The sequence below is a fragment of the Nocardioides nitrophenolicus genome, from assembly GCF_016907515.1.
GTDB lineage: Bacteria > Actinomycetota > Actinomycetes > Propionibacteriales > Nocardioidaceae > Nocardioides > Nocardioides nitrophenolicus.
Genome location: NZ_JAFBBY010000001.1, coordinates 1,922,420 through 1,945,688 on the forward strand (window position 1 = coordinate 1,922,420; position 23,269 = coordinate 1,945,688).

19 protein-coding genes are annotated in these 23,269 nt (G+C 72.7%); 4 read left to right on the forward strand and 15 right to left on the reverse strand.

Going from position 1 to position 23,269, the window contains the following annotated elements; all coding sequences use genetic code 11:
* The first annotated feature begins 49 nt into the window (after positions 1–49).
* Positions 50–2,440: a right-handed parallel beta-helix repeat-containing protein gene (locus tag JOD66_RS09490; RefSeq protein ID WP_204836634.1), complete on the forward strand. Its 2,391-nt coding sequence runs from the start codon at positions 50–52 to the stop codon at positions 2,438–2,440.
* A 165-nt stretch (positions 2,441–2,605) separates the two neighbouring features.
* Here JOD66_RS09490 and JOD66_RS09495 read toward each other — a convergent pair whose 3' ends face one another.
* Positions 2,606–4,012: a vWA domain-containing protein gene (locus tag JOD66_RS09495; RefSeq protein WP_204836635.1), complete on the reverse strand. Its 1,407-nt coding sequence runs from the start codon at positions 4,010–4,012 to the stop codon at positions 2,606–2,608.
* A 7-nt stretch (positions 4,013–4,019) separates the two neighbouring features.
* On the reverse strand, positions 4,020–4,898 hold the full coding sequence (locus JOD66_RS09500) for an AAA family ATPase (protein ID WP_204836636.1): 879 nt from the start codon (positions 4,896–4,898) through the stop codon (positions 4,020–4,022).
* Positions 4,899–5,025: 127 nt separating this feature from the next.
* Here JOD66_RS09500 and JOD66_RS09505 point away from each other — a divergent pair, with 127 nt between their 5' ends.
* Positions 5,026–5,391: a hypothetical protein gene (locus JOD66_RS09505; protein ID WP_204836637.1), complete on the forward strand. Its 366-nt coding sequence runs from the start codon at positions 5,026–5,028 to the stop codon at positions 5,389–5,391.
* Between the two features lie 18 nt (positions 5,392–5,409).
* Here the strand turns inward: JOD66_RS09505 and JOD66_RS29450 are convergent, their stop codons facing one another.
* Positions 5,410–6,486: a helix-turn-helix transcriptional regulator gene (locus JOD66_RS29450; RefSeq protein WP_204836638.1), complete on the reverse strand. Its 1,077-nt coding sequence runs from the start codon at positions 6,484–6,486 to the stop codon at positions 5,410–5,412.
* Positions 6,487–6,592: 106 nt separating this feature from the next.
* Positions 6,593–7,255 carry a response regulator transcription factor gene (locus JOD66_RS09515; RefSeq protein ID WP_204836639.1) on the reverse strand — a complete coding sequence of 221 codons (663 nt, stop codon included), beginning with the start codon at positions 7,253–7,255 and terminating at the stop codon, positions 6,593–6,595.
* 92 nt (positions 7,256–7,347) lie between these two features.
* Between JOD66_RS09515 and JOD66_RS09520 the strand changes: the two genes are divergently transcribed.
* On the forward strand, positions 7,348–9,678 hold the full coding sequence (locus tag JOD66_RS09520) for an ATP-binding protein (RefSeq protein WP_204836640.1): 2,331 nt from the start codon (positions 7,348–7,350) through the stop codon (positions 9,676–9,678).
* Between the two features lie 18 nt (positions 9,679–9,696).
* On the opposite strand, the gene JOD66_RS09525 is transcribed toward JOD66_RS09520, so the two are convergent.
* From JOD66_RS09525 to JOD66_RS09550, 6 genes are all read right to left on the reverse strand, one after another.
* Positions 9,697–9,987, reverse strand: a complete 291-nt coding sequence (locus tag JOD66_RS09525) for a hypothetical protein (protein WP_204836641.1) — start codon at positions 9,985–9,987, stop codon at positions 9,697–9,699.
* A 38-nt stretch (positions 9,988–10,025) separates the two neighbouring features.
* Positions 10,026–11,117 carry a metallopeptidase domain-containing protein gene (locus tag JOD66_RS09530; RefSeq protein WP_204836642.1) on the reverse strand — a complete coding sequence of 364 codons (1,092 nt, stop codon included), beginning with the start codon at positions 11,115–11,117 and terminating at the stop codon, positions 10,026–10,028.
* Between the two features lie 38 nt (positions 11,118–11,155).
* Positions 11,156–11,797, reverse strand: coding sequence for a 2OG-Fe(II) oxygenase (locus tag JOD66_RS09535; RefSeq protein WP_204836643.1), 642 nt, complete (start codon positions 11,795–11,797; stop codon positions 11,156–11,158).
* On the reverse strand, positions 11,790–12,365 hold the full coding sequence (locus JOD66_RS28305; RefSeq protein WP_239545159.1) for a hypothetical protein: 576 nt from the start codon (positions 12,363–12,365) through the stop codon (positions 11,790–11,792). The genes JOD66_RS09535 and JOD66_RS28305 overlap by 8 nt, the downstream gene beginning before the upstream one ends.
* Before the next feature lie 772 nt (positions 12,366–13,137).
* The gene (locus tag JOD66_RS09545) at positions 13,138–16,416 is read right to left on the reverse strand and encodes a VaFE repeat-containing surface-anchored protein (protein ID WP_204836645.1); all 3,279 of its coding nucleotides are present in this window, start codon (positions 16,414–16,416) and stop codon (positions 13,138–13,140) included.
* Positions 16,417–16,605: 189 nt separating this feature from the next.
* Entirely contained in the window at positions 16,606–16,887 is a 282-nt protein-coding gene (locus JOD66_RS09550) for a hypothetical protein (RefSeq protein ID WP_204836646.1), read from the reverse strand.
* Positions 16,888–17,043: 156 nt separating this feature from the next.
* Between JOD66_RS09550 and JOD66_RS09555 the strand changes: the two genes are divergently transcribed.
* The gene (locus JOD66_RS09555; protein ID WP_204836647.1) at positions 17,044–17,409 is read left to right on the forward strand and encodes a hypothetical protein; all 366 of its coding nucleotides are present in this window, start codon (positions 17,044–17,046) and stop codon (positions 17,407–17,409) included.
* A gap of 8 nt (positions 17,410–17,417) precedes the next feature.
* Here JOD66_RS09555 and JOD66_RS09560 read toward each other — a convergent pair whose 3' ends face one another.
* The 5 genes from JOD66_RS09560 to JOD66_RS09580 all read right to left on the reverse strand — a co-directional run bounded on the left by JOD66_RS09560 (position 17,418) and on the right by JOD66_RS09580 (position 23,269).
* Positions 17,418–18,986 (reverse strand): RNA polymerase sigma factor, encoded by a 1,569-nt coding sequence (locus JOD66_RS09560; protein WP_204836648.1) that lies wholly within the window; start codon positions 18,984–18,986, stop codon positions 17,418–17,420.
* 232 nt (positions 18,987–19,218) lie between these two features.
* Positions 19,219–20,424 carry a low temperature requirement protein A gene (locus JOD66_RS09565; protein WP_204836649.1) on the reverse strand — a complete coding sequence of 402 codons (1,206 nt, stop codon included), beginning with the start codon at positions 20,422–20,424 and terminating at the stop codon, positions 19,219–19,221.
* 123 nt (positions 20,425–20,547) lie between these two features.
* The gene (locus tag JOD66_RS09570) at positions 20,548–21,960 is read right to left on the reverse strand and encodes a sensor histidine kinase (RefSeq protein ID WP_204836650.1); all 1,413 of its coding nucleotides are present in this window, start codon (positions 21,958–21,960) and stop codon (positions 20,548–20,550) included.
* Positions 21,957–22,643: a response regulator transcription factor gene (locus tag JOD66_RS09575; RefSeq protein WP_205126313.1), complete on the reverse strand. Its 687-nt coding sequence runs from the start codon at positions 22,641–22,643 to the stop codon at positions 21,957–21,959. The genes JOD66_RS09570 and JOD66_RS09575 overlap by 4 nt, the downstream gene beginning before the upstream one ends.
* Entirely contained in the window at positions 22,643–23,269 is a 627-nt protein-coding gene (locus tag JOD66_RS09580; RefSeq protein ID WP_204836651.1) for a DedA family protein, read from the reverse strand. The genes JOD66_RS09575 and JOD66_RS09580 overlap by 1 nt, the downstream gene beginning before the upstream one ends.

Sequence of the window (23,269 nt, forward strand, 5' to 3'; positions counted from 1 at the left end):
GACGCCGCGCGGAGCGCGGCACCGAACCCAGGACTGAGGTACAGGGGACATGAGCTCACACATCCCGCTGTGGAGGGCCGCGCTCGGCCGCCACGCGAGCCGGGCCGTCGCGGCGGCGCTCGTCGCCGGGTCCGCGACCGTGCTGTCGGCGACCGCCGCGCACGCGGCCACGACCACGATCACGGTCGACTCGCTCGACGTGACCGACCTGCAGGACGCGATCGCCCAGGCCAATGCGCTGCCGGCCGGTGATCCGATCCTGATCAACTTCGACGCTGGCCTGGCCGGTGACATCGAGCTCCCCAACGCCGGTCCGGTGATGCACAACAGCTCGATCACGCCGTCGAGCACGCCGATCCAGGACTACCTCGACCCGAACGGGTCGTTCTTCTACGTCGACGCCGCGAACCCGGTGACCATCGACTTCGGCAACAAGGTCGGGGTGGTGTCCCAGGGCGACGCGGCCTACGGCGCGTTCGCGATCAAGTCCGCGGACGTCACGATCACCAACTTCACGAACATCCGCGCGGGCGAGGGCGGGGTCACGATCGGCGCGGCCAACGCGACAGTCAGCAATGGCGCCTTCAGCGACCCGGACTCCATCATCGCGGAGGTAGGTGTCGGCCTGACGGACGGCGCGACCGGCGCCACCATCGACAACGTCACCTTCGAGGGCATGCACGGCTTCGGCGTCTACTTCGACGACTGCACCACCGTCGCTGACACCACCATCTCCGACTCCACGTTCGACAACCCCGGCGCCTATGGCGACGTCTACGCCGAGCAGGGCTGCAGCACCGCCGACCCGACCGAGATCAACGGGCTCGACATCACCGGCTCGACGTTCAGCAGCACCGGCCAGTCCGTCGGCAACGTCGCGCTGGACTTCTTCACCGACGTCGACGACCTGGTCATCGACGACTCCACCTTCGACGGCGCCGACAACCGGGCGATGTACCTCGGGAACGACTCCTTCACCAACGGCCTCGTGGTGAAGAACAGCACCTTCACCGGCACCGGCTACGCCTGGGAGGAGGCCGGTCGCACGACCCACACCGGGACCCAGATCATCGACAACGTGTTCACGGGTCAGCTGCTGCACGCCCTGGTGATGCGCCAGGCCAACCACATCGACAACGTCATCTCGGGCAACGAGTTCGTCGACCAGCGGGGCAACGCGCAGGCGACCATCTGGCTCACCCGGCAAGCCGCCCGGACGGACGCCGGCAACGTGATCGACGGCAACACCTTCCTCCAGAACGAGGGTGAGGACGCCGACCGCTGGGCGGTGTTCTTCGAGGTGGCCGTCGCCGCGAACGGCGACGACTCCGGATGGGCGATCACCCGCAACGACATCGACGGCTACGACGGCACCACGGACGCGCCGATCGTCATCGGTGAGGGCTATGCCCGCACCAAGGTCTGGGGCAACACCTTCGGGACGCGGACCGACGGTACCGCCGTCGCGGCCGAGTCCGAGGCCGGACGACAGTGGTTCGTGTGGAACAACGGGCTCTCGAACGCCAAGCTGCAGACCTGGCGGCCGGCCAACGCCTCCTTCGCGGGCGGCAAGGTCTCCTTCGACATCGCGAAGGTGGACCCGGCCGAGGGAGCCAACCAGCAGCCGACGCCGCCGCTGACCCTGCACGTCTACTGGACCGCCGGCGAGCACGCGGAGGAGTACCTCGGCACTATCGAGGACGTCACCGCCGCCGGCCGGGTCTCGATCCCGACCACGCACACCGACGGCTTCATCCGGGTCCAGACCGAGGGCGGTGCGAGCGGCTACGTGTCGCAGTACTCCGGCCGCGCCGAGATCACCAACGCCACCGACAGTGACGGCGACGGTCTCACCGACGCCCAGGAGGCCGCGCTCGGCACCGACCCGAACAAGGCCGACACCGACGGCGACGGCCTGTCCGACGGCGTCGAGGTCGCGGGCAACGTCGGCTCCTGCAAGGCGGGCACCAACCCGCTGAAGGCCGACACCGACGGCGACGGCCTGTCCGACGGCGCCGAGGTCAAGGGCTGGGACCTGACCCAGAAGGTGCGGACCAGCAAGAACCGCAAGGGCAAGGGCCTGGCGATCGGCCATGTGTCGACCAACCCCTGCGCCGCCGACACCGACGGCGACGGCCTGCGCGATGACGCCGAGCTGAAGGGCTACAACCTCAAGACCAAGGTCTACATCGCCAAGAAGGGCAAGGTCGTCAAGGTCTTCAAGATCGGCTCCTTCATCACCAACCCGGTCAACCCGGACACCGACGGTGACGGCCTGTCCGACAGCAACGAGCTGAAGGGCAACCCGACCAAGCGGTTCGGCAAGCGCAAGAGCAGCCCGGTCGACTTCGACACCGACCGGGGTGGCGCCTCCGACGGCCGCGAGGTCGCCAAGAAGGCGGACCCGACCCGGACCCTCTCGGGACCCAACCGGCCCTGATCGACCGGACCTGATCCGACGGACGCCGACCACCATGGGGGGTGGTCGGCGTTCGTCGTACTCATCGGGCCAGGTCGGCACTTGACGCGCAGAACTGTCACTTGACGGGCGTTGCAACACCCGTCAAGTGACGGAATCGCCGGTCGACCGGCGATTCCTGCGCCCTCACCAGGCCAGGTCGTGCACGAACTCACTGAGCTGGGTGAGATTCCTGCACTCGATCATCCGCACGATCTCGCCGTACGCCGGGGCGGCGGAGTCGCCGGTCCCCCAGTTGCGCTGGTGCTCGGGGTTGAGCCAGAAGGTCCGCTTCACCGAGCCGGCGAGCCGGCGCAGCGCGTCCTCGTGGAGGTCGCTGTAGTTGGAGCGGGCGTCGCCGAGGATCAGCAGCGTGGTCTTCGGGGTGAGCGCGTCGAGGTGGTTCTCCTCGAACTTGGTGAACGCCCGGCCGTAGTTGGTGCGGCCCCACAGCGCGGCGTGGGAGGTGGCGGCCGCGAGGTCGGTGAGGACGTCGACGGGGTCGGCGCCGGGTCGGAAGTGGCCGGTGACCTCGTGGACGTGGTCGATGAACGTGAACGCCCGCATGCTCTGGAAGACCTCGCGCAGTGCGAACACGAAGAGCAGCGTGAACTGGGCGAAGTTGGCCACCGAGCCGCTGACGTCGCAGAGCACGACCAGGTCGGTGCGATGCGGCCGCTTGGGGCGGTGGTGGGTGGTGATGGGCACGCCGCCGGTGGCGATCGAGGCGCGGACGGTGCGCCGGAAGTCGAGGGGCGCGGTCCGCGCGTGCCGGGAGTGCTGCTCCTTCGCGAGCCGGGTCGCGAGCCGGCGGGCGAGCGGGAAGATCTCCTTGCGCATCTCGTCGAGGTCGGTACGCCGGGCGGCCATGAACGCGAGCTTGTCGATGCTGGGCCGGACCGCGACGTCGGCGACATGGTCGGGCCCCTTCTCCTCGGCGATCCGGCGCCGGGCGTCGTCCTCGACCAGCGCGGTGAACGAGCCGATCCGCCGGTTGGCCTGGCGTCGGGCGTCGTCCTCGTCGACGCCCTGGCCCATCAGCCCGGCGATGAGCTTGTCGACCAGCTCCTGCGGCGCGACCCGCTGGAGTGCGGTGTACGCCGACCACGACGACAGGCCGGGCCCGCGGCCGGGCATCGACCCGAAGACCCCGACCATCTCGGCGGCCATCCGGCGCAGCTCGGCCTCGTCGAGCTGGGCCGCCTCGAGCGCCTCGGCGAGGCGGTCGCGGAAGTCGACGAGCGCGGAGGCGTTGTCGCGGACCTGGGAGTCGCCGGCCGCGACGTCCTGCTCGGCGGCGGCGCCGTCGCCGACCATCGCGGGGAAGTAGACGTCGAAGAGCGCGTCGAAGGTGGTGCGCTGCGCCTGCTTCTTGACCATGGTCGCGGCGAACGCGTCGCGCACCATCGCCCGCTCGCCCCAGCGCACCGCGCCGAGCGCGGCCAGCGAGTCGAGGTCCTCGGCGAGCGACACCGACAGCCCGGCGCCGCGCAGTGCCTCGACGAACGCCAGGTGGCGCTCGAGGAGACCCGACTGGTCGGCGTACTCGGTCATCACGGCCTCAAGCCCGGGCGAGCTTGAGCTCCTTGACCGCGCGCTCGTGGTCGGACTGGTGCTTGAGCACCGCGCCGAGGGTGTCGGTGATCGCCTTCGCGTCGAGGTCGCGGATCTCCAGCGCGATCAGGGTGCGGGCCCAGTCGACGGACTCGGCGATGGACGGCGCCTTCTTCAGCTCCAGCTCCCGCAGCCTCCCGACGGTGGCGACGAGCTGCTCGGCGATCCGGTCGTCGAGGCCGGGGACCTGCTGCTGCAGGATCTGTCGCTCGCGCTCGGCGTCGGGGTAGTCGATGTGGAGGTACAGGCAGCGGCGCTTGACCGCCTCGGACAGCTCCCGGCTGGCGTTGGAGGTGAGGACGACGAACGGCCGGCGGGTGGCGGCGACGGTGCCGAGCTCGGGGATGGTGACCTGGAAGTCGCTGAGCACCTCCAGCAGCAGGCCCTCGACCTCGATGTCGGTCTTGTCGACCTCGTCGATGAGCAGCACCGTCGGCTCCTCGCGTCGGATCGCGGTCAGCAATGGCCGGGTGAGCAGGAACTCCTCGCTGAAGATGTCGTCGTGGGTGGCGTCCCAGTCGACACCGCTGGTGGAGCCGGCGTTCGCGGCCTGGATCCGGAGCAGCTGCTTCTTGTAGTTCCACTCGTAGAGCGCGCGTGCCTCGTCGAGCCCCTCGTAGCACTGCAGCCGGACCAGGTCGGCCCCGGTGGCACGGGACACCGCCTTGGCCAGCTCGGTCTTGCCGACGCCCGCCGGGCCCTCCAACAGCAGCGGCTTCTCGAGCGCACCGGCGAGATAGGTGGTGGTCGCCGTGGCGGCATCCGCGAGGTAGCCCGCCGTCGCGAGCCGGGCGGCCGCGTCGGCCGGAGCGTCGAACCAGGTCATGGACCCATCCTGCCGTGCGGGGTGTCGGCCACGTCACGCGGTCGTGACCCGGCCGCCCCGCCGTCGTTGAGACGGGCAGTGGACAGGCCCGGCGAACGGGTGATCGGAACGTGGAGAGGGGGGCGTCATGAGTGCTTCGGCGATGTCCCCGGCCTGGCTGCGGATCACCGCCCACGCCCTGCGTACGTCGACCACGGTGGCCGCGCTCACCCTGCTGGTCGGTCTCGGCGCGGCCTCCACGGTGTCGCCGCTGCAGCCGGTCGACCCGACCCGGCGCCTCGACATGTCGTCGGGTCCGCTCGACGCGATGATGCAGCACAACCGCTGCTCGGTCACCGGCTTCGAGCGCGGGGTGATCCCGAGCAAGGCCATCGTCCGCACCCCCCAGGGCAGCACCGAGCTGGTCAGCTTCGACCGGGGCTGGGCGGTGTTCAGCGGCGAGGTCGAGGGCGAGCTGGTCGCGGTCTGCCTCGGCCCGAGCCGCGCCGGCTGAGCCCACTTCCGGAGCCGATCACGGCGCGGCGTGGTCGGGGAGGCCCGAGGCCCAGGTCGCCGGCAGCAGCTCGATCTTGCGCAGCACCTCACTGCGGCTGGTGACGCCGAACTTCGCGTAGAGGCCGCGGAGCTGGGTCTTGACGGTGTTGAGCGAGACCCCCAGGCGCACGGCGATGCCGGTCCGGTCGGCGCCCTCGATGAGCAGCCGCAGCACGGCGCGCTCCCGCGGCGACAGCGGCGCCGTGAACACCGGCCCCGGGATCCACCCGAGCGGCTCGGAGAGCTCGGCGGGCAGCAGACCATGGTCCAGCGCGAAGCTCACCAGCGGACGCGGCAGCCCGAGCCCGAGCGGATGCCAGCCGTCGTCGCGGGACTCGCCGAGCACGGCACCGAGCAGCCGGACCGCGCCGTCCTGGTCCCCGGTCGCGACGAAGGACCCCGCCTCGAGCATCCGCAGCCGCGTCGACTCGCGGGGGGTGAGCGCGTGACCGGCGCGGGCCACGCGGGCGGCGTACCGAACCGTCTCGAACTCGCCCGCCACGTAGAGCACCGTCGCCTCGGCCACGGCGGTCCACGCGGCCCGGGGGCCACCCGGATCGACGGCGTCCCAGGCCGCCCGGAGATCGCCGAGCGCGACGTTGACCTCCGCGCGGACCGCCCGGGCGATCACGGCGCCCTCCTCCACGGCGTGCTCGGTCACGGCCCGGTCGAGCAGGGCCAGGCCGTCCCTGGGCTGATCCGCGCAGAGCCGGAGCTGGACCTGCAGCCACAGCGCGATCGGCGCGAGGCTCCCGTACGTCGATGCGGCGCGCTCGCCGACGAGTCGGCCGGCCGCCTCGGGCAGCCCCCGGTCGAGCAGCAGGATCGCCCGGGTCAGCCGGGTGGCGTCGGCGGTCGCGAGCCGGCGGGGTCCGGGCGCGTCGGAGGCGATGGCGACCATCGTCTCGACGGCGGCGGCGTGGTCGCCGGCGACCGCGTCGGCGAGCGCCAGTCGAGCGGCGAGCTCATGACGAACGGCGCCCTCGGCGCCCTCGGCGTCGTACGCGGCCCGGAGCAGGTCGCGGGCCCGCGTGACATCACCACCGAGAAGCACAGGTGAAGGTTGCGGCACCGACGGGTCCGGGCGGTGCTCCCTCGCCCGCGTAGTGCCGCATTGTCCTCTGTTCGGGGGTCAGCCGGACGGAAGAGGCACAGTCTGCTCAGCCCGCGTCGACGTAGCCGTCGTCGATGGCGATCCGGCTCAGCTCCACCTTCGAGCGCACCGGCCGGCCGGCCGCGGCGTACTTCGACTTCACCCGCGCGATGTAGGTCTTCGCGGTGTCCTGCTTGACCATGAGCGCCTCGGCCACCGCGCTGAGAGTGAGCCCCGACGCATAGAGCACCAGCGCGCGCTCCTCCTGGTCGCTGAGCTGGGGACGCTCGGCGTCGGAGGCGATCACGGCGGCGAGCTCGGGGGTCATCCACTCGCCGCGGCGCAGCACGGTCCACACCGCGTCGATGACGTCCTGCTCGGAGTCGCGCTTGCCGACGATCCCGGCGACCCCTGCCTTGATGACCGAGCGGACCAGCGCGGGCGAGGCGAGCGCCGAGAGCACCAGCACCCGCAGTCCGGCGTCGACCAGCCGGGCGACGATGTCGGGGTCGACATTGGGGCCACGGTCGACGCTGAGGTCCAGGACGAGCAGCTGAGGGCGTGAGCTGGCCGGCGCACGCTGCAGCCAGGCCAGGAACTCGGGCAGGGTGCTGCAGCTCGCCACCACCACCAGCCCCGACTCGCGGCCGAGGATCTCCTCGGTCCGACGACGTTGCAGCAGGTGATCCTCGACGAGTGCGACCTGCCAGACCCCTGCGTCTTCCTCCACGCCCACTCCCACGGCTCTCATTCTGGCAGCCGGCCGCGCTCCTGTTCACGGTTGGTCGCAACCCGCGGCCGCCGATAGGGGAGGCTGTACCCGTGACGACGTCTCGACGACCGGCGGTGGCACGCCGCGTCGGCGCCCTGGCCCGCGACCTGGTGCGCCGGGCCGCACCCTTCACCCCCGCCGACAAGGGCTGGGCGACGCGGACCCTCGCCGACGCGGTGCGGCGCGTCTTCCTGACCGCGACGATCGTGGCTCAGCTGGTCATGCTCGGCGGCGTCCTCGCCTCCTCCGGCCCGCTGGCGCCGCTGCTGCCGCTCCTCGCGGCCCACGCGACACTGCTCGTCGCGACGCTCGTGGTCCAGTCCGGTCGGCTGCCGACGTGGGTGCCCGTCGTGGGCGTCTACGTGCTGTTCGTGGCCGACTGGACGGCGTCGGAGTCGATGAACGACCCGCTGCTGTTCGCTTCCTGCTGGATGATGAACCTCGGCGGCGCGACCCCGTCCTTCGTGCTCCGCGGACGCTTGGCGCTGCTGCTCCCCGCGATCGGCTCGGTTGTCGTGCCGACCGCGATGGTGCTGCTCCGCCCCGACCTGCCGGCCACGCTCCCGGTCGCCGTCTTCGTCACCCACTGGGCGATCATGCTGGGCACCCGGATCGGCCAGACCTATCTCTACGACTTCGCGGGGCGGGCCGACGAGGAGGCCGCCGCCGCCCAGCGCGAGCGGGCGGAGGCCGCCAGCCAGGAGGCCGCCAGCCGGGCGTCCGCGGAGGACGCCCGGGTGCTGCACGACACCGTCATCAACACCCTCGCCGCACTGGCCAGCGGTGGCGCCGCGGTGAGCGACGTCGACGCGGTGCGCCAGCGTTGCGCCCGCGACATCGCGACGGTCGCCGCGCTGCAGCACGGCGCCGAGCCCGTCGCCGACGACGGCGGCCTCCGCGCGGCGGCGTACGACGGCCGGGTGCGGGTGCACCACCACGGCCTCCCGTCGGACGAGCTGAGCCGGCTCGAGGCCGGCCTGCCTCCGGCCCGGCTCCGCGCGCTGCGCCGGGCGACCACCGAGCTGGTCCAGAACGCCGCCAAGCACGCCGGGGTCGACGAGGTCGAGGTGCGCGCCGAGGAGCGCGCCGGCCGGCTGGTGGTCACCGTCGCCGACGACGGCGTCGGCTTCGACGGGCGGGTCGCTCAGGCGGGCGGCCTGGCGACGTCCGTCCTCGCGCGCGCCCGGGAGGCCGGGATCGAGGTGGACCTCGACACCGCGCCGGGCGCCGGGACTCGGGCCACGCTCACCGTGCCGCTGACCCGCCGGGCGAGCAGCGGGCCGAGCACCGGCGACGACATCGCCCGCGTGGTCCGGGTGCTGCGCCGCAACGCCTGCCTGCTGCTCAGCGCCGGGATCGCCATCGTCGGCTTCTACCTCGCGATCGCCAACCACCCCGGGGAGGCCACGCCGGAGTACCTGATGGCCACGCTCGCGGCTCTCGGCGCAGCCCTCGGCTGGCAGACCACCCGGCACCGCGACACGATGCCGGCCTGGGTGGCGGTCACGCTGTCCGTGGCCGCGGCGACGGCCTTCGTGCTCTCGGCCGCCGCGGTCGACTACGGACGCGAAGACCCGGTGCTCTGGCAGGCGATCGGTGCCGTCGGCCTGCTCCTCGTCATCGCCGAGCTGGGCCCGCGGCCGTCGGCCGTACTGTGGGCCGGTGCGCTTTACGCCGGCACCGTGGTCGCGGTCGCCGTCGCCGTCGGCCGGTCCTCCGGGGAGGCCGAGACGATCACCCTGATCGCCGGCGGCACCGGACTCGGCCTGGTGGCGGCCTGGCGCCGCTTCCAGAACGCGCTCGGCGCGATCGGCACCCGGGCCGCGTCCGACCAGCAGGCCCGCTGGACCGCGCGGACCCGGATCGCCGAGCGCCGGGCCGCCGACCGGGCCCGGGCCCGCTGGCGCGACGCCGGACTGAACCGCTCGCTCCAGCTGCTCGAGGCGGTCCGCACGGCGAGCGATCCCGGTGACCCGGCATTGCGCGAGCAGTGCGCGGTCGAGGAGGCCTACCTGCGCCAGCTCACCCTGCTCCACCCCGACCTGGTCCACGTGGGCCAGTGGTTCGCGCGGGCGCTCAACGACGCCCACGACAGCGGGGTGCGGCTGGTGGTGCGCGCCGGCGGCACCGACCTGCCGGCCGACCTGGCGGCCGATCTCGGCGACGTCGTGCTGTCGGCCGTGGCCGAGACGCCCACCGGCGCGGACCTGACCGTCACCCTCTTTCCGGACCCCGTCGGCGCCCGGATGACCCTGGTCGGCGCGCACCCGCACGTCGCGACCGGCGTACGGTCGGCGCCGGGGTCGCTCGCCGCGCGCGCCGAGGTGTTGTCGGTGGGCAATCAGGACGTCGCGGAGATCCTGCTCGACATCCCCGCCTGAGCCTGGGTCGAGGCTGGGTCAGGACTCGTCCGCGATCGGCGGCACGAGCGGGATCAGGCGTACTGCGACGTGCTCCTCCGGGGGCAGCACGCGGTTCCCGGCCAGCTCGTCCTCGGCGGCGGCGGCCGCGGCCATCGCGTGTGGGAAGGGCCCGAGATACTCGGTCTGCCAGGTGCTGCGGACCATCAGTACGTACGGCTGCTCCATCCGGGTCAGCAGTTCCTGGGCCCAGCGGTCGAGGACCACGTCGAGCCGGCGGTCGGACTCGTCGGGCTCGTCCCAGGCGGCGACGTCGCGAAAGACACTCACGGTGGTAAGACACGCCACCCGGCCTTCTCTGACGCTCCTCAGGACCGCCGATCCGGACCGGTGACCGACACGGTCGCCGTCCCGCCGGCGATGCTGTCGACCTGGACCCGCCACCCGTGCCCCGACCAGGGCACCTCGCCGGGCTGCAGCAGGTCGGTGTACGGCGGCGTGCTCCGCTGTACGACGTGCCGGCGCCGCAGCGGGTCGCAGGGCGTGCCGCACGCCGCCGGTGACGCATCGACCAGGGTGATCGCGATGCCCGACTCGGGGAGGTGGCGGTCGAGGCCGTCGGCGGTCAGCAGCTCGACGGTGAGGAAGCGGTCCGCGGCGAGCGGCAGCTCGAGCAGGCGCGTCCCGCTCGGGCCGGCCGACCGGTGGATCCGGTACGTCGCCCTGCCGCCGTCGCGAGGCGACCGCACCACGTCGCGGGCCGGGATCCAGCCCGCGTCGACCAGGTTGATGCCGATGGTGCCGCCGGCGTGGTGCTCGTCGGGGAACACGGACCGGGGTGCGGTGCTGTCGCTCATCACGTCCAGCGCGCTGTCGTACTCCCCCGCCGGGCCGCCGGAGTGCGGCCAGCCCAGGGTGTGTCCGAGCTCGTGCTCGATCAGGTCGAAGGCCGGCAGCGGTCCCCAGTCGGGATGGAAGTCGCTGGCGCCGACGTACGCGCCGCGCCGGGAGACGCTCGCCGGGCACGAGGTGGCCTCCGAAGCGCAGCCGGCGCCGGGGTTCCCGAGCCCGCCGTGGGCATCGGCCCGGTGCTCGGCGTTCGCGACGGCGAGGACGGCGTCCGTGGTGCGCCGCGATCGGTCCTGGGCGCGCGCCAGGCAGTCCTCGCCGCCCTCGTCGGTGCGCAGGGCCAGCACGCCGCCCGCGACGAAGCGCGGGGCGTATCGGCCGTTCGACAGCGTCGCGAACCAGGGCCGGACGTGCGCCTCGAGCTGGCCCGCGATGGCGGCCGGGTCGAGGTCCAGCCGCAGCGGCGAGGGCTGGTAGGCGTGAGCGCGGGTGTCGAGCGGGACCGTGCAGACCCAGACCTCGATGACGTCCTGGTCACCCGTGGGTGCCGAGAGGTCGGCGCTCCCGGGGAGCGGTCCTGGCAGCGCCAGCAGGCCGATCGCCGCCAGCACCGCCAGGACCCACCGTCCCCGGTGTCTCGTGTCCGCCGTCACCGCAGAGGCGGCCCGACCATCCAGCCCACCAGTGAGTACCGCGTGCCCGAGGTGACCTGCGTGACCTGGTGGCCGACCGTCGACGGGAAGACCACGACCGAGCCCTGGTCGCGCAGCTGCGGCTGGGCCAGCAGCTGCCCGATGCCGTTCATGAACTCCAGGTCGCCGCCCTCGTAGCCGCTCGGGTCCGAGAGGTTGACGGTCACGCTCACCTTGCGCTCGAGCCCGGTGCCGAGCTCGCCGTAGTCGGACTGGTCGTAGCTCAGCGCGTCGACGTGCCAGGTGAACTGGTCGCCGACGTCGTAGCGCAGGATGCTCAGCGTGCCGAGTCCGGTCACGTCGAACCGCCACAGCAGGTTGGCCAGGTTGGCGAAGTGCGACACCAGCGCCCCGGCCCAGTGGCCGGGCTCGATGAAGGTGTGCTTCGTCTTGCGCGACTCGGAGATGACCTCCACGGGACGGTCTGCGAGCTGGATCGTGGCGGGGTACAGCTCGTCGTCGGAGAACGAGTCGATCACCGCCTGGCACACCGCCGGCGGGATCACGCCGTTCCAGAGCCGGTAGACGATGCTCCGGGGAGAGGGAGCCGGAGACGGGGGCGCCGCGGCGTCCCCCGTCTCCACCGGAAGCTCACTCATCGGCGGTCCGGGCGGGGCGGGAGCGCCGGATCACGACCACGCCCGCGGCGGTCATGGCGGTGCCGAGCGCGAGCATGCCGAGCGTGCTGCCCGCCGCGCCGGTCGCCGGAAGGCCACCCGAGCCGTTGCCCGCCGCGGCCGCGTCGACGTCGCCGTCGTCCTTCTTGCCGCCGCCCTTGCTCCCACTCGCGCCGTCATCCTGGCCGCCGACCTGGCCGCCGACCGCTGGAGCGCAGGACGACGGGAAGGTGTGCACGGTCCCGTCGGTCGCGGCCGCCGCGTGCACCACCCGCGACGGACCGCCCCCCGACGGTCCAGGCGGCCCAGCCGGACCGAGCTCTCCGGGCGGACCGGCCGGCCCCGGCTCTCCGGCGGGTCCCTTGGTGCCGTCGGCGCCCGGAGCGCCGTCCGCGCCGCGCGGACCGGCAGCGCCGGGTGCCCCGACCTGACCCGCGGCACCGGCCGCACCGGTCGGACCCTGGGGCCCCGACCCGCCGTCGGGACCGGGCGCGCCGGTGACGGTCGTGACGCAGGCAGGGTCGAAGGCGGCGCAGTCGGTCGCGACCACCGCATGAACGACGCGCGCCGAGCCGGCTCCCGGGGGGCCCGGAGGCCCAGGAGGTCCGGGAGGCCCATCCGAGCCCTGGGGCCCGGGCTCGCCGGCGTCGCCCTTCTGACCGGGGATGCCGGGCACGCCCGGGGCGCCGACGGGTCCAGCTGGCCCCACGGCGCCGTCGGGACCGGCCGGTCCGGTCTCGCCCTTCGTTCCGGTCGCGCCGGGAGCGCCATCGGGGCCGGGGAGCACCACGACACAGACTCCGGGTACGGCGGCACAGTCGATCGGGCCGGGTGCAGCATGGACCAGCCGTGCCGCGCCGGGCCCGGGAGCCCCGGGAGGACCTGGCTCACCCGGCGCACCCGGCGCACCCATCGGACCGGGCTCCCCCGGCGTGCCCGGTGCACCCTGCTCGCCCGCCGCGCCGTCGGGACCGGCTGGTCCGCGCGGACCATCCGCGCCGGCGACACCGGCCGGTCCCGGGTCGCCTGCCGGGCCGGCTGCACCGGTGGCGCCGGCCTTGCCGTCCGGCGCGCTCGGCAGCACGCAGGTGACGCCGTCCTGGGCCGCGGCGGCGGGTTCGGGCTGGGCCTGGGCCTGGGAGCCCACGGCCAGCACGCTCAAGGTCATGACACCCGAGACGGTGGCCAGATACCCCAACTCTGGACGTGGTGGCATGGTCTGTTCCTTCTCTCTTGGAGATGAAGCTGGGAGCGAATGCGAGTCCGGCGGCGGTGGCGGATGATGCCCACCACCGCCACCGCCGCCGGAGTCTGTGCCGGGCTCAGCCCAGCGGTACTGCCGTGACCACCACGTTCTGGCGGTAGTGGAAGCCACCACCCGAGGTCGTCACCTTGTCGGCGCAGCTGATCAGGACCAGCTTGTGCTCACCGGTGGTCGAGAAGAACCGGTCGGGCAGCTTCGCCTTGCGCGAGAACCTCTCGACCGCGGTCACCCGGTAGCGCAGCTTCTTGCCGCCCTGCCAGACGGTCACGACCTTGCCCTTGCGGATCTTGGTCAGCTTCCAGAACGCACCCGGCCGGTCGTGGCGGTCGGACACGTGGCCCGCGATGACCGTCGTGCCGATCAGGTCACCGGCCGCCGCGGACTGGCTGAGCTGACCGGTCCGGGCGACATTGCCCGGCACCTGCATGGTGCCCCGCTTGATGCCGACCGGCGACGTCCGAGCGTTGACGCCCAGCGACGGGATCCGGATCCGGTCGACGGTACGCCGCGCCGGGGTCCAGCCGTCGTTGCTGTAGCCCGTGCTGACGACCGGCGCCGCGTACTGCTCCTTGCGGACCAGAGTGGTCTCCGACTCCAGGCCACAGGCGTGCGTCGCGGCCGTGTTGTGGCTGTCCGCGGTGGTCGAGGCGACCCAGGTGTAGTACCCGGTGCGGTTCACCTCCACCTTGGGCGTCTCGACCGTGCCGTTGGCCGGCGTGAAGGTCACCGTGCCGACGGCGTGGGCCGGCGTGCAGGCGATCTTGCCGCGGGTCGCGAAGGGACCGTACAGCGTGGCCGATCCGGTGGCGCCGTGACCGGCGATGAAGCCGGTGATGGTGACCTTGTCGGAGAGCCGCGAGCCGGGCGTCACCGTTGCGTGCGAGGTCTCGGTGGTCAAGGTGACCTTGGACCTCTCCCCCGCGCCGACCTCGGACTTGGTGACCTTGGTGGTCTCCTCGGCCATGCCGCAGGCGTGGCCGGCCGCCTGGTTGCGGTCGTCCGCGCTCAGGTTGACCTGCCAGGTGTAGGTGCCTGCCTGGGTGACGGTGATGCTCGGCGTGGTGATCGTCCCGTTGGCCGGAGTGAAGCTCACCGTGCCCACGGCGTTGGCCGGTGTGCACACCTCGTCGTTGACCGAGGCGAGCGGCCCGTACAGGGTCGCGGTGCCCGTGCTGGCCGGCGTCGCACCAGCGACGAACCCGGTGATGGTCACGACGTCGTGCAGAGCGACGCTGGCTCCGTCCATGGTCACCGCAGCAGCGGAGGCCTGGGTGTTCACCGTCGGGACGCTCTTGGCGACCGAGACGGTCTGCGCGGCGTCGTCGATGTCCTTGTGCTCCGCGACGACAGCGCTCTGACCGGTGACCTTCAGCTCCTCGAACGCCACCAGCGACTGACCGGCGTACCCGGCCGGGACCGTGAACTCCACCTCGACGGTGCCATTGGCCTGGGTCGGGGTGAAGGTCGTGGTGCCGGTGATCCCGGTCGCCGAGCCGTCCGACTTGCGCCGCAGCTCACCGGTGACCGTGTAGGACGTGCCCGGAACGAGGTTCTGGTACGCGATCGTGTCGACCACGACCCCGCCCGCGGCGGGGATGGTGTGGTCACCGTCGGCGTCGTCGACCAGCGTGGTGCCGATCGCCGGGGCCGGCGAGACGGTCACGGTCTGCGCCGTGTCGTTGATGTCCTTGTGCTCCGCGACGACGGCCGACTGGCCGGTGACCTTCAGTTCCTCGAACGCGACCAGCTGCTGGCCGGCGTAGCCCGACGGGACCGTGAACGTCACGTCCACCGTGCCGCTGGCCGTGGTCGGGGTGAAGGTCTTGGTGCCGGTGATCCCGGTCGCCGAGCCGTCAGACTTCTTCCGCAGCTCACCGGTCACGGTGTACGACGTTCCGACCACCAGGTTCTGGTAGGCGATGGTGTCGACCACGGTGCCGCCACCGGCGGGGATCACATGGTCACCGTCGGCCTGGTCGACCAGCGTGGTCCCGATCGACGGGTTGGGCGTGACCGAGACGGTCTGCGCCGCGTCGTTGATGTCCTTGTGCTCCGCGACCACCGCGCTCTGCCCGGTGACCTTCAGCTCCTCGAACGCCACCAGCTGCTGGCCGGCGTAGCCCGACGGGACCGTGAACGTCACGTCCACCGTGCCATTGGCCTGGGTCGGGGTGAAGGTCTGGGTGCCGGTGATCCCGGTCGCCGAGCCGTCCGACTTCTTCCGCAGCTCACCCGTCACCGTGTACGACGTGCCCGGGGTCAGGTTCTGGTACGCGATCGTGTCGACGACCGTGCCACCGCCCGCGGGGATGGTGTGGTCACCGTCGGCCTGGTCGACCAGCGTGGTGCCGATCGACGGCGTCGGCGCGGCGGTCCAGGTGACCGCGGCCGAGCCGGTGGTCGTGGCGTCGCTCGGCTCGATCAGGATGAGCGTCTGCGCGTGGTCCGCCGCCGTCGGGGTGCCCCCCGCGGTGTTCGGCACCGAGATGATGTTGCCGCTGCCACCGGCGCCCTGGGCGGTCACGGTGACCGTGGCGGAGCCGGCGGTCGTCGAGCCGCGCAGGTCGAGGTAGAGCTGCTGGCCGTCGACGACGGCCGAGGTGTTGATCGCGGTGCCGGAGGCATCGGTCACCGCGACGCCGGGAGCGACGGTCACGGCGACGGTCGGCTGGTTGGTGTGCACGGTGAACGGACCGACCAGGGTGCCGGCCTGCTGCGCGCCCGCGGGAGCGGTCACCGACGCGGTCACGGACGGGAAGGTGGTCGTGCCGTTGCTGGCGTTGGCGCCGTTGACGAGATACCAGTAGGCCGTGCCACCGTCCGGGCTCGAGAAGTTCCAGTTGGCGTCGAAGCCGAGGTCGGTGTAACGCCAGATGGCGTACTGGGTCGCCTCGATCGCGTCGTTGACCGTCAGGTTCGGCGTGCCCGCGGCCGCGCGGAAGTCCGCCAGGCTCAGGTACGGGTAGCTGTGCGCCAGCACCCACAGCACCTTCTGCTGCACGGCCGGGTCGCTGAAGAGGTTGGCACCGAGGTACTCGGAGTCAGCCACGACCTCGCCGTCGCGGTACGACTTGGCAGAGACGTCGTGCTCGATGCAGTAGCCCCAGTAGTCCGGGGTTCCGGGGTTGCTGGTGTCGGCGGGCGTCTGCTTGAAGATGCCGTGGATGCCACTGCCGCCGTATCCCTGCATCTTCGGTCCGACCCACAGCGTGTCTCCCGGGACGACGTCTGCCGACGCCGAAGGCGTCATCGACGGCATCAGCGTGGCGCCGAGGGCCAGCACCAGGCCCACCACCCACGTCGGCCACCCACGGTGGCTCCAACTCCACTTGCTCACTGGTTTGTCCCCTTCATGTCCACGGCGCTCCCTGCGCCGGCGGGTCGTTCAACATGGATCCGCACGTCTCCCGGCCCGGACTGGGGCCCCACCCCAGTTGCGGGCATCCTGTAGGAGTCGAAACGAGCCGGGCCACCAAATGCGCTGGCATCCCGGCGGAATGACACCCGTTCAGGTGACACGCCGACGTCACCCACCGCTGCCGCCGGGCGGCGGCACCAGGTGGGGGCAGAACGGCGGCAGGAGCGGCGAGACGCGATAGCTCCTGTCGGCGGCGAAGTCGGCATTGACCCGACGGTCGTCCTCGAGCGCGCACAGCGCGGCCTGTGCATCGACGTACGGCCCGGAGACGTACGTCAGGCCGCCCTCGGTGATGGTGAGGACGTGTGGCCGGTCGAGGTCGGCGACGCTCTCGCTGACGACATGGTCGAGCAGCAGCTGCAGCGTCTCTCCGGTCGGACGGCCTGTCACCCGATCGGGTGACGAGTCGTCCGACCCGTGGTGCGTGGTGACGGCTTCCATGCCTGGGTGACACCCGTCCATGCCGCGAATGACGCGCCCAGCAAGGAAAAACTCGAAAAACCAGATCGCGTCAGATCCCGGCTCGCGGACTGTCTACGAGACGTGATGCAGCAGGCCGAGACGACCGTCGTCCTCCCACGCTGGGCGCAGCAGGCCGCGGCGACGGCCGAGATGTTGGCCCTCCATCCCGCGGCCCTGCAGCTGCGACGCCTCGTCGAGGCGCCGCGACTCCTCGACGACGTCGTGCTGGCGCACGCCCTGGGGCTCACCCACCCGCGGACCACGGCCGCGCTGCTCAGTCCCAGCCTCACTCGACAGCGCCGGCACGCGCTGCTGCGGGTACACGCCGATCTGCTGGACCAGCTCCGGCGCGGGTGCGCCGGGGCTCGGCTCGCCGAGGCCGCCGCCCGTGGCGTCCGGGCCGAGGCCGCCCGCGCGTGGCTGGACGCCTCGGCCCGCTGGCCTCAGTAGCCCTCGGCCTACCCGGCCTGCGACGGCACGGCGACCGACCGTTTGTTGTTGCCGAGGTCGGCGTCGCTTCCGTCGACGCCGGTGATCGCGAAGGTGAGGTAGGTCGCGTGCGCGGCCTTCACGTCGATGGTCAGCTGGGTGATCCCGGACCCGGCGACGACCACGTCGGCCCACGGGCTGTGCTGGGTCCGCGACGCGCAGTCGGCGGTCCTGCCGCCGACGCTGACGCAGTAGCTGATGGCGCCGACGCCGCCGAGCGCGACCTGGACGGCCTGACCGTCGCCGTCGACCTGGACGGTGACCCGGCGCCAGGCCGGGCCCGACGGCGAGCTCGCCACGGCCGGCGTGCCGAGCCGCGGGTCGCCGAGCACCGGGGTCGGGGTCTCCGTCGGCGAGGTCGGGTCGGTCGGACTCGGCTCCACGGCCGGCTGGTTCGGCGCGGACTCGGCTCGCGGCGGCGTGGAGGTGCCGGCCGGCTTGGTCGGGTCGGCGTACTCGAGTCGGTCGGTGGGACGCTTGCGGACCGGCGGCGTGGCCGCGCTCGGCGTCGGCGTGTCCACCACCACGGGCGTCGCTACGGGCGGCGCCGGCTTCCTCTGCTTCGCCCGGTGCGTGGGGGCGGGCGTGACCGGCTCGACGGCCGCGCTCGAGCGGGCCGGGACCGACGGCGCGGGGGCCGCCGTCTCGCTCGGCTCGGGAGCGCGGATCGCCATCAGCGCGACGCCCGCGACCACGCCGGCGACCGCCGTCGAAGCGAGGACACCGGTGGCCGCCTTGCCGAAGGTGCTGCTGAGGACCGCGCCGAACCCGCCCACGGCGGTGGCGCCGACCGCGCCGGTCGCGGCGACCGAGACGACGAGCGGCGCGAGCAGCGCACCCACGTCGCGACGGGCCTCACCGAGCTCGAGGATGGCGATCGGGCAGGTGTTGCAGGTGCGCAGGTGGCGGTCGACGGCCTCCTGGCGGGCCCGGGTGAGGTGGCCGTTGACGTACCCGGGCAGGTAGCCGATCACCTTCTTGCACTCGAGCGAGTCGGCGGACCGGGCGTACTGCGCGAGGTAGGCGTCGGCCAGGCCGCGCCGGGCGCGCAGGGCCAGCGCCGCGACGGCGTTGGGCTTGATGCCGAGCAGCTCGCCGACCTCGTCGTGGGGCACCCGGTCGACCTCGCAGAGCCACAGCACCTGCTGCCACCGGGCGGGCAGCGTCGTGAACGCGTCGCGCACGACCCGGTTGGTGAGGTGCTTGCCCGAGGTGTCGTCCGAGACGAGCAGCGGGATCAGGTCGGCCGGCTCGGTGGTGACCTCGCGGCTGCGCCCGCGCAGCCGGTTGACCGCCACGTTGTGGACCGTGACGCTGAGGTAGGGCCGGAAGGTCGTCGTCGGCCCGCGGCCGCCCTTGAGGATCGCGAAGATCCGCTCGAACGCCTCGGCGACCACGTCCTCCGCGTCGCGCTGCCCGACGACCCGTCGCGCGACGGCGAGGGCGTACGCGCGGTGCCGGACGAACAGGACGCCGTACGCGGCCTCGTCCCCCTGCCGGACCTGCTCCAGCAGCTCTTCCTCGGACTGAAACTCCATTGCTCCCCCAAAAAGCCGGCGCCCGGCCGCTCTCACGGCACGGTCCACCGCCCCACCCTGATCGGCCCCACCGGCCGGATGAATCGACGAACTGACAGGCTCAACCAGTGCTGCCCGCGGGGAGCCACTCGTCAGCGTTGGGTGTACCTGTCCCACTTCACGGTAGGCCGGTCGTCCCGGCCACCGGACCCCAGGATGCCAGATACCGACCAATTTGCCCCCCGAACGGGGGTCACTCGGCGAGCTCCTCCAGCACGGCGGCGTTGTGCCGGAACCCGGCCGCCTCGTAGCCGACCACCGTCACCCAGGGCGCGAGGGACAGCACGAGCAGGCACCAGACCAGCTCGACGTCGGCGGCCGCCATCGCCAGCGAGGCCGCGATCACGACCGCGCTGAGGACGAGCAGCGCGACGTGCAGCCCGTCGAAGGTCCGGGTCAGCGAGGAGTAGCCGGCGTAGAAGACCAGGAGATAGATCCCGACCGGGACGGCGACCGTGAGCACGGTGCCGACCAGGCTCAGGTGGGTGTGGTGCTCGAGATAGGTGGCGCCGCCGTGCAGGCCGGCGCCGACCGCGACGATGCTGCCGAACACCAGCAGGTGGCCGTAGCCGAAGCCGAACGAGCGCTCCCGGTGGACGTGCAGGATCTCGCCGGCCGGGACGACGAAGTAGCTCCACCAGATGCCGAAGGTCAGCGCGGTGCCGGCCAGCGCGAGCAGCCCGATCTCCCAGGTCAGGCCACCCTCGGCGAGGACGTTGATCGAGGCCATGGTCCCGATCAGTCCCTCACCGAGCGCGATGATCACCATCAGGCCGTAGCGCTCGGCGATGTGGTGGGCGTGCCAGGGGGTGCCGGCGAGGCGGGTCTCGGCGTACACCGGACCGCCGATCTCGATGAGGAACGGGATGACCAGCAGCGCGAAGGTGAGGCCGACGGGGAGGTCGGTCAGCGCGAAGACGATCCACAGCACCTGCGCCACCAGGATCGAGATCAGGTAGACGCGCACCACGTCGCGGCGGGCCGTGTCGTGGGAGCCGGCCCGCAGCCACTGCAGCACCATCGCGACCCGCATCAGGACGTAGCCCCAGACCATCACGTCGTTGTCGAGCGTGTCCTCGTGCTTGGTGACCGACTCGAACATCGGCTTGAGGCCGAGCGCGAGCACCAGGACGCCGACCATCTGCAGCATCGTGGTCAGGCGGTAGACCCAGTCGTCGGTGTCGTACGCCGAGGCGAACCAGCTGAAGTTGATCCACGCCCACGAGATCGCGAAGGTCGCGAAGCAGAACGCGACGATGCCCGGCACGATGTGGTCCGCCGCGAGGGCGTGCGCGAGCTCGTTGGCCGCCGTGCCGAAGGCGACGGCGAAGGTGAGGTCGAACAGCAGCTCCAGCGGGCTGGAGACCCGGTGGCTCTCGTGGGGGTCGCGACCGGTCATCCGGCGACGGCGGTGACGGACGTCTGATTCAGCGGTCTCCGGCATGGGCCGGAGAATAGGCCGATCCGCGCTCTCCGTGTCGCCTCGGCCCCAGGACCGGCCCGCGGAGCAGGGGAAGTGTGATCAATCCGTGACCTCGGCGGTGTCGCCGTCCGCCAGGGGCAGCAGCACGGTGACCGTCAGCTCGGGGCCGTGGTCACAGGCGAGGTCGACCACGCCCGCCGGCCGGGCGACGTGCTGCCCGGCCTGGCACAGCCGCAGCTGGCCGCGGGCCCGCTCGACCAGTCCGGCGACCAGGGCCAGCCCGAGCCCGGCCCCGACCCGGGACCGCGCCTCCTCGGCTCGGGTGAAGCGCTGGGTGGCGGTGGCGAGCAGCTCGGGCGGCATCCCGGCCCCGGCGTCGGCGACCCGGAGCCGGGTCAACGCGGGCACCGGGCGGTCGACCGTGAGCCGTACCGGTGGCGCGCCATGGCGGACGGCGTTGTCGAGAAGGTTGGTGAGCAGCCGCTCGAGGTCGTGGTCGGCGACCGCGACCGGCGCCGCGTCCGCGAGCAGCTCGACCTCCCAGGTCGTCGCGCCGGCCGGGTCGGCGACCCGGCGCTCCTCGACCACGCGCGCGACCACCTGGACCAGGTCGCTCGTGCCCTCGGCCCGGCCGGCGCCCACGTGCAGCAGCTGGTCGGCCAGTCGCGCCAGCCGGTCGAGGTCGATCGCCAGCTCCCCGAGGATCCGCTCGTGCTCCTCGACGGTCCGTCGGCGGCGCCGCGCGAGCTGGATCCGGCCGGTGAGCAGGGTGACCGGCGTGCGCAGCTCGTGGCTGGCCTCGGCGACGAACTGGCGCTCGCGTTCCAGGGCCCGCTCCAGCCCGGCCAGCATGTCGTTGAAGGTGTGGCCGAGCCGGGTCACCTCGTCGTCGCGCCCGGCCGGCACCTCCAGCCGCAGGTCGGCCGCGCCGGCCGCGATCGCGGCGGCCTGTTGGCGGTAGCGCTCCACCGGGCGCAGCGCCGCGCGAGCCAGCCGGTCCCCCACGAAGGCGGTGACCAGCAGGGTCCCGAGGCCGGCGAGGACCAGCTGGACCAGCAGCTCGCGCAGCGCCTCGTCCTCGTGGTCGCGCCGCACGCCCACCAGCAGCCGGCGCTGGTGGGGCAGACCCACCACCCGGACCCGGTACGACGCCCGCCCGGTCACCAGCCGCACGTCGACGTCGCGCTCGCCGTAACCGTGGGTGGCCAGCATCGGCGTCGTGCCGGCCGGGCCGCCGCGGTCGACGACGGCACCGTCGGCGTCCAGCACCTGCCAGGCCAGTCCGACCGCCTCGGCCGCGTCGCGGTCACTCAGGCGCCCGTCGTCGCCGACGAGCGGCCCCAGAGTGCTGACGCCGTGGGCCAGCTCGGTGTCGAGGGCGCGGTCGAGAGCGAAGTCGACGCGCCAGAAGACGAACGCCCCCGCGGCCACCAGCACCACGAAGGTCGCGACGGAGAAGCCCGCGACCAGGCGGGTCCGCAGCGGCCAGGTGCGTGGTCGCCCCCGGCTCATGGAGCGCGGTCCGGCGGGTCGAGCCGGTAGCCGACGCCGCGCAGGGTGGTGATGGTGCGGGTGCCGAAGGGCCGGTCGATCTTGGCGCGGATAGCGGCCAGGTGGACGTCGATCACGTTGCTGCGCAGGTCCGTCTCGCCGTCCCAGACCTCGTCGAGGATGGTGAGCCGGGTGACCACCTGGCCGGCGTGGGTGGCGAGCAGGAAGAGGATGTCGAACTCGCGGGCCGACAGGGTGACCTCCCGGCCGGCGCGAGTCACCCGCCGCGCCCCGGGATCGACGACCAGGTCGCCCACCTGGACCGGCGCCACGCCGGTGAGGCTGTTGCGGCGGTACAGCGCGCGCAGCCGGGCCAGCAGCTCGTCGAGGTCGAACGGCTTGGGCAGGTAGTCGTCGGCGCCCGCGTCGAGTCCGTCGATCCGGTCGCGCACCTCGCCGCGCGCGGTGAGCATCAGGATCGGCGTCAGCAGGCCGAGGCCGCGCAGCTGCCGCGCCACGCTCAACCCGTCCTTGCCGGGCAGCATCCAGTCGAGCAGCGCGACGTCGTACTCGGTGCCGGCGAGGAGCCGTTCGTACGCCGTGCGCCCGTCGTGGACCACGTCGACGTCCCAGCCCGCCTCACTCAGCGACTCGTCGAGCAGGTCGGCGAGGCGGACGTCGTCCTCGGCGACCAGCACGCGCATCACGACTCCACGGTAGTGGTGTGGCCGCGGCGGAGGCGACCGATCAGGTGGCGTCCGACCAGGAACGCGAGGACCGCGCCGGTGAGCACCAGCCCGGCGTCGGAGATCTGGTGGGCGACCTGCTGCCAGCTGCTGCCGGCCAGGTACCCGGCCGCGACCATCGCGCCACCCCACAGCACCGCGCCGGTGAGGTTGGCGAGCAGGAAGCGGCGGTACGGCATCCGGCTCATCCCGGCCAGGCCCGGCACCAGCACTCGCAACGCGACCGTGAACCGGCCGATCAGGACCGCCCAGCCACCCCGGCGCGACAGCGCGTGCTCGGCCTTGTCCAGCCGGTCGGCGCGCACGAAGCGACCCACCGTCGAGCCCAGGATCCGCCGGCCCCACCGCTTGCCGACGACGTAGCCGACGCTGTCTCCGACGGCGGCGCCGGCGATGCCCGCCGCCGCCACCGCGGCGACGGGCACGTGTCCCTGTCCCGCGACCACGCCGCCGAGCAGCAGCGCCAGCTCGCCGGGGAAGACGAAGCCGAGGAACACCGAGGACTCCAGGGCGGGCAGCAGGAAGACCACCACCACGGCCAGCCAGGCGGGGACGGCGAGGAGGTGCTCGACGAGCGCGGTCAT